Annotated in this window: 5 protein-coding genes; 4 read left to right on the top strand and 1 reads right to left on the bottom strand. The window is 50.7% G+C overall.

The features are described 5' to 3' along the window. From APA10_RS09005 to APA10_RS08990, 4 genes are all read left to right on the top strand, one after another. Positions 1–385, top strand: a 385-nt coding sequence (locus tag APA10_RS09005; RefSeq protein WP_035367543.1) for an outer membrane beta-barrel protein, incomplete at its 5' end; no start/stop codon positions are given. A 340-nt stretch (positions 386–725) separates the two neighbouring features. After that, complete coding sequence (locus APA10_RS09000; protein ID WP_003625926.1) at positions 726–3,182, top strand: membrane-bound PQQ-dependent dehydrogenase, glucose/quinate/shikimate family; 2,457 nt, start codon at positions 726–728, stop codon at positions 3,180–3,182. 87 nt (positions 3,183–3,269) lie between these two features. Further along, positions 3,270–4,163: a transporter gene (locus APA10_RS08995; protein WP_003630995.1), complete on the top strand. Its 894-nt coding sequence runs from the start codon at positions 3,270–3,272 to the stop codon at positions 4,161–4,163. Positions 4,164–4,288: 125 nt separating this feature from the next. Beyond that, positions 4,289–5,257 (top strand): helix-turn-helix domain-containing protein, encoded by a 969-nt coding sequence (locus APA10_RS08990; RefSeq protein WP_174714324.1) that lies wholly within the window; start codon positions 4,289–4,291, stop codon positions 5,255–5,257. Between the two features lie 6 nt (positions 5,258–5,263). Here the strand turns inward: APA10_RS08990 and APA10_RS08985 are convergent, their stop codons facing one another. Continuing rightward, positions 5,264–7,198, bottom strand: a complete 1,935-nt coding sequence (locus tag APA10_RS08985) for a hypothetical protein (protein ID WP_003630996.1) — start codon at positions 7,196–7,198, stop codon at positions 5,264–5,266. Positions 7,199–7,382 lie beyond the last annotated feature (184 nt).

Below are 7,382 nucleotides of genomic sequence, written 5' to 3'. Positions count from 1 at the left end.
GACAACCTACTTTTCCTACGACATCCACCCCTGGCTGACATTCAATGCACGTGGTGAAATCTTCCGTGACAACACGGGTGGGGTGATTACGGAATATTCCAGCTTCAACTCGCTCACGCAGGCACTCAGCAACCAGCCATTCCCCTATTACAACGCGTTGCCGACCACCTATGGGGAACTAACAGTGGGGGTCTCCTACCGGCCAGAGTTCGTGAACAAACGGCTGTCTCTGGGGGGCTTTACCATCCGGCCTGAAATCCGGCTGGATAAATCCCTTAACGGCACGCATCCGTTCAACCAGGCCGGAACCGTGCAGAACCCAACCGTCAATAACGGCACAAACAACATGCTCTGGTTCAGTTGTGATGCAACTTGGTCTTTCTAAAGTATTCTTGAAAACATAGAGGTGATAAGAATACGGGAGATATAAAAAACATAATCTCCCGTTTTTCTGATCTTCTATTTTGGAATGTATAAGAATGCTGCATCTGCCTGAATATGTCGGGCTATGCTATTTTGAACACTCACAGAACAGCCGTCTCACCAACTGTCTCACGTATGAGACAGTTGGTAACATTTTCTACAAACTCGCGTGAAAAACAGGACAAAAGTGTGACGATATTGCGTCTTTTTGTGTTGTGCAGGGCCATTGGTCGCTGCGGGGGTATGGTGCCTTAAAATCATGCTGTCGTAACGGCTCGTGAAACTGTAGAAAGAGCACGAGTATGCGAGAGAGTCAGGCGAGGTTATTCTCGCTCATAACCTCTATTCTGCTGGCCATTGTGGGGCTTTTCCTCTTCTTTGGCGGCGCGGAACTTCTGTTTCTTGGTGGTTCCTGGTTTTATATTATTGCTGGCGGTGTCATGCTGGGGGCCGCTCTTAGCGGTTTTCGCAAGCCTGCTCTGGCTATGCGGCTGTATGCAGCTTTGCTGCTTGTGGCCACTATCTGGTCTTTATGCGAAGTCGGGCTGAATATCTGGGGCCTGGAAGTCCGCCTGTTTACGCTTATCGGGCTTGGTGTTTGGCTGCTGCTGCCGGGTGTCTGGCGTTCGGGCAATAGCTGGCTGACTGATAAGCGCGAAGTTCTTGGTTCCTTGGTGGTTTCCTGCCTTGTTGTCGTGGCAAGCTGCTTTAGCTCTTATTCCATTGACGGCACTGTACCGGCAGACCGTATGACTGCAAGCGGTCAGTCTGATGAAACATCAGCAGGTGTTCCAGATGGGGATTGGACAGCCTATGGCCGCACCGTTGGTGGAGACCGTTACACACCATTGGGGCAGATTACAGCGTCCAATATCTCGCATCTGAAGCGTGCATGGGTTACCCGTACAGGGGATGTGCAGCAGCAGGGCGAAGGCACTGTAGCTGGGCCAGATCAAGGGCATGAGTTCAACCTGGAACTTACGCCCATTAAGGTTGGTGATACACTTTACATGTGCACACCCCATAGCTGGGTGATGGCGCTGGATGCAGCCACAGGTAAAGTAAAGTGGAAGTTTGATCCGCACCCCGCAACGGCAGATTTGGACAAAAACGTCTATCTGGCTTGCCGTGGTGTGTCTTACTACCATATTCCCGATGAAATTCAGACAAGCTGCCGTAACCGCATTTACTCACCAGTTGCCGATGTGCGCATGGTGGCCGTGAATGCAGAAACCGGTAAGCCCTGTGAAGATTTTGGTGATCACGGCTTTATTTCCCTGCGCCAGTATCTGGGCCATGTGCCGCACGGGTTCCATTTTGTAACCTCACCCCCAATGGTGGCCAAAAACCGTGTGATCACTGGTGGGTGGATTTTTGATAACCAAGCCAATTTCGAGCCCTCCGGTGCTATCCGTGCGTTTGATGCGACAACAGGTGAAATTGCCTGGGCGTGGGATGCAGGCCATCAGCCGGAAACATGGAAGCCAGGCCCGAATGATGAACTGACGCGTGATACCCCCAATGCCTGGGGTGTTTACACGGCAGACCTCAACCTTGGTCTTGTTTACATTCCTACAGGTAACTCTCCGCCAGATAACTGGGGTGGAAGCCGCCGTCCGTTTGACGATGCAACATCCTCTGCCACAATTGCGCTGGATATTGTAACGGGTGAACGCCGCTGGACCTACCAGACCGTGCATCACGATCTGTGGGATATGGATATTCCCTCCGGCCCATCTATGGTTGAACTGCCCGGCCCGAATGGGGAGCAAATTCCAGCACTGGTGCAGAGCACCAAACGTGGTGAGTTCTTTGTTCTGGACCGCCGTACCGGCACACCTGTTCCGGGGTATCCGGTGGAAGAAAAGCCGGTTCCCACAGCAGGCCATGCGCCGGATGACCGCGTATCTCCTACGCAGCCTTATCCTGTTGGCATGCCTTCTCTCACACCAGCTAATCTTAAAGAGTCCGATATGTGGGGGGCAACGCTGCTGGATCAGATGATCTGCCGTATCCAGTATCGTCAGTCTGCTTACGAAGGGCAGTTCACACCACCACATGTGGGCAAAACAACTATTGTTTATCCTGCATTCTACGGTGTTGTAGACTGGCAAGGTATTACCATTGACCCGCAGCGTAAGATCATGCTGGCCAATGCAAGCTACCTGCCTTTCCGTATCAAGCTGGAAAAACGTACGGGAATGGAGCAGGCAGGTACGCTGCCAAAATGGACTGGCAGTGGGGAAGAGCCCGCACCTAAAGGTGATGCCCTTTCTGTTTCTCCAGATTACGGCACACCTTATATTGCGCTCACTAACCCGTGGCTGAACCCACTGCAGATCCCCTGTAAGGGGCCGGTCTGGGGCACGCTGACGGCAATCGATCTGGTTACCAAGAAGATTGTCTGGCAGCACCCTGTTGGCACAACGCGAGATACGGGGCCTTTCCGCACTCATAACAACCTGCCTCTGCCTACCGGTATGTATAATATTGGCGGCAACATTGTTACCAAAGGTGGCGTTGTATTTATGGGTGCCACAGCAGATGACTATCTGCGGGCCTTTGATCTGGCGAGCGGCAAGGTGATCTGGCGTGATCGTCTGCCAGCAGGTGGGCAGGCTACACCAATGAGCTACGAAGCTGGTGGCAAACAGTATGTGCTGATTGCAGCCGGTGGTCACGGTGGCCTTGGCACCAGAAGCGGTGATTACATTATCGCTTACACACTTGATGGTGAGAAAGCTTCTCCCGCTCAGTAACGCGTTAACACATTGGGGTTCCAGTTTATCTGGAACCCCGCATCACGCGTTTATTTGATTGTTACTTCTACTTATCGGAATATTCATATGCGTTTGATAGAAGGCGGGGAGCGTCTGCTTTCCCTCGTGCGTTTCGTCATGCCTACTGTGATCGTGTGTCACGTAGTTCCTGCGCGAGCTGCGGATATCACGTTGGGTATTATTGGCCCCCATGAATATGACCTTCCTGTAGATTTCAAGCCGTTTAACGTGCTTGTGCAGTATGGCGATGGAAATGCCGCAGGCCATAGCTATGGCAGTGGTGGACAGCGCACGCCCACCGGTGGCAGCCACACGTGGTCGGGTATGACAAAATATGTGCATTTCCGTAGCTTTGAAGCCATTCCCCATGTTGGGTTTGCTTTTGAGCTGATCCAGACGGAAAGCTACAAACTGGCAGATGGCACAAATTATGGTGGGTTAGGGCCAACTATTGTTGGGCCAGCTGCATGGTTTAAGCCCAATAAGCATAGTACTTTTGGCATACAAACCTTTATGCAAACGCCATATGGTACAAGGGATGCAACATCCACCAATTATTGGTCTAATATATCCAGCTTAATATTTGACTATGAATGGAAGCACTTCAGTTTTGATGGTGATGCTGGCACGGTTGTGGGGTCTACAAAACACCAAAAAGACCAGCACAGTTATTCACCCGGCGTGGTATTTTATACCAACCTGCGCTTTAGCTGGAAAGCGACCAAGAAGTTTGAGCCATTTCTTGCGTTTGACTGGCAGAATGTAACAGGAACGCGGGATAACACGCTGCGCCAGTATCTGGATAATTCCAACAGCCGTGAAATCGCTCTGGGGCCGGGGCTTATGTACAATATTAACCAGCACTTTTCGCTAACAGCCCGTTACTCGCACTCTCTTGAAGGGCGCAATACACCAGAAACGAATGCCTATTACATAAAATTCGTTTACCTTTGGCAGTGAGTTTTATTGTTGAGTAACAAAAACTTTACTTGGTGAAGGCAGGTAAAAAATAAAATACACAATATCCCTATGAGAGTTATGTTTTTTATGTATAAGAGGAAGGCAACGTTAGCAAAGTCTTTAATATGTCCTTGTCGGATATGGTAGAGCCCCCCGCGATGAATACACGGCCTTTTTCTCAGCGTATTGATTCCAAAGCAGAAAGTCCGGCAGAAACAGTCCAGAAATCCTGGATACGTTGCGAGACATCCTACCAGCTAGATCCTTCCCAAAAATGGAAGGCCGATGTGTTGTGTGGTGCAGAATTTCGGCATGTCAGTAGCCGGTCCGCATTGCTTTTGCGCCAAGCTTCGGAAGAAATGCAGCACCTTTTTGCTTTGGTGCAAGGCTTGGGCCTTATGGTGTTGTTGGCTGACCCAAACGCCATGATTCTGGCGCGTTGTGCGGATGAAACACACCTTTCTGTTTGTCGCCGCCTTAATTTGCGTGAAGGTGCTATCTGGAGCGAAGCCATTGCGGGCACAAATGGTATTGGCACTTGTGTAGAGGACAGATGCCCAATCTTTCTGGGGCGCGGCGCGCATTGGCGCTTCTGTTTTTCCTTGCTGATCAGTTACGCTGTGCCGATATTTGATGCGCAGGGGCGGGTAGCAGGGGCTCTCAATCTCGCTTCCATGAATGGCAAAACAGAACAGCCCATAGACAAATTGCTTATGGAAACGCTTGCGCAATCTGGTCGGCGTATTGAAGAACAGCTTTTCCGTAACAGTTATGAGGGGCAAAAAATACTTACCTTGGGCTCTGTTAGAGGCTGCTCTGCACCTTTGGTTTCTATTAACGACCAAGGGGAAATTACGGGCGCAACGCATGCTGCGCGTGAATGGATGGGCTGGACAGATCAAACCATTGCCCAACATCCCAATTTGCTAACGGAACTGGAAGAAGGTTCGGAAATCAGTTTTCAAAAAGCAGAAGAAAACGTTATCCGCTCAGCTTTGGCTGTTTCTCAGGGGAACGTCACGCAGGCTGCTCGTGGTTTGGGAATTAGCCGTGCAACGCTTTACCGCAAGATGAAGAGCTTTGGTATTAACTAAAAGCCTTTACTGAAATGGGAAATACCGGAAAGTAACGTAAACAGTGTTGCCCGATGTTGCGGGGTCTACGCTATTGCCATGTCCATCATTCCCCTTAAAGGCAAACTTGCGCACAAAGGTATACTGCAAGCCTGCCATCATGCTTCCGTAACGGCCTTGCAAAAAATGCCACCAGCCGCCAGCGGTAAAGGAGGCAAGGGTATGTGTTTGTGCGCTACACACTCCAAATTCCACATCGCACCCAGCCAGATCCAGATCGTTTACGCCGTACCCATATTGTTTGCCATCTGCGCCAATATAACGTTTGCGGCCAGCAGCTTCCACGCCTCCATAAGTATAAAGCAGCACAGAAGAATTGGGGTGACCCACCAAGCCAAGTGACCCCATAATTTCGGGAACAGGCGTTAACTGCCCACGGCCGTTGAATGTTGTATCTGGTATCTGGGTTGGCCCATAGCGCCCAATACCATCACCGGCCAGAACATCACCGGTAAGGTGTAGGCGGTTTGTGCCCAACGGAGCTGTCATACCCGCACCTACGCCACCGCCAAAATGCGTATGCTTTTTGGTGGTTGTTGCACCCGGTTCTACAGCAAGGGAGCGGAACCAACGTGCAAGGCCAAACACTTCATAATGACCGAAAGATGTATCTGCTGCGGCCTTCAAAATCATGTCTGGAACAGGGTTGTAAGAATAATTTGTTGCTGCGTTCAGTAACATCCCCCCAGTATTGGCATAGTAAACACGGGCACCTTCTGCTTGCCCACGCGCAGCAGGAATGGTGCTGCCAGAACTGATGGTGGAAGAGAAGCCAACAGTGGCCTGAGGGTCCTCAATAGAAAGGCCCAGCCAGTATTTCTGGTTCCAGTCCTTGCCAATTCGGATTTGCGGTACGCGGGTAAAGACAATACCCGGCAACTGGTTGTTATCTGTAACAGCGGGCAGTTCTTCCTGGCGGGGAATAATGCCTTTGGCGTAGTTGGTGGCCAAGCTCCATGCTTGCCCCATAAGAATGTGCAAGCCCCAATCTTTTTGGGTGAACGTAAAGTAACCTTGCCGCAGGCGTGGCGTATAACCGTTAATCTGCACACTGTTGGTTGTGCTGCCAGAACCTGCAAAATCACTTTCAACATAAGCCTGCAAGCGGGAAGACTTGCTGGGGTTGGCTTCCATCAAGATAGACAGGCGGCTGAGTTGGGCGGAAAGCCGTTCTTCAGACAAGCCGTGGTTGGGGCTGTTGGCGTAAGGAAAATTGCCCCAGCCCGTTGCCGGGCCGCTGGTCATGTTGGAGCTACGCCAGATATTAGACATATCTATAAAACCACCGAGTTTTACAGATATCCCACCAATACTGAAAATGGGCGGTAGCCTATCAACTTCTGTTTGCGTAATGGCCGTAGGGCTGGAAGATGAGAGATCGATTGAAGAATGGCTTTTTTCGTCTGCATCTGTGCTGGCCGCCACATCGGATCCAGAGGCTCCGGGTAGCCATTTAAAGCCTAGCCCACCTTTGGCTGTGCCTCCATGTGTGTCGGATGCTGTTTTGACGGGAGCTTCATCTGGTGAGAACCGAATGGAAGGATCTTCCCGGTCTGCTTGGTTTGCGTAAGCGGTGGCAAGTTTATTGCTGGTACGTGGGGTGGAAGGTGAGGTGGTGCCGTGGGCAACATTACGCGTAGAGGCAGAGGTGCCTGCATGCCGTTTGGCCTGACGGGATTCAATAGCTTCTACTTGAGCGGCCAATCGGCGCATTTCCGCCTTGATGGCTGCCAGTTCCTGCGCATCATCTGCCAGAGCGGGGGCAGAAAGCAGTATGGCGCAGGTAAGAACGCTCCCTGTCAGTAACAGTTTTCTCATATTTTCCACGGTATGTGCACGCTGAATGCTGTACCATTTCACGATGAAATTATTTGCATGATAATTTTTTATTGAATCATGCATTGAGCCAAGTCCATGAGGGCGCAAAACGTCACGCCCTTTTGAATGATATAAACAAAGCGTGTAGAATAAACATTTGGCTATAGCAAGTCTATCAAGTAGCCAAATTCATAGCAGAAATGCATTCTGGTTTTTCTACAGCGTGTCGTCAGTTAAGCAGGATGATGATTGAGGCGAACTGCACGGC

Source organism: Acetobacter pasteurianus subsp. pasteurianus LMG 1262 = NBRC 106471 (genome assembly GCF_000285275.1).
GTDB lineage: Bacteria > Pseudomonadota > Alphaproteobacteria > Acetobacterales > Acetobacteraceae > Acetobacter > Acetobacter pasteurianus.
This window is presented reverse-complemented; position numbering and strand designations above follow the sequence as displayed.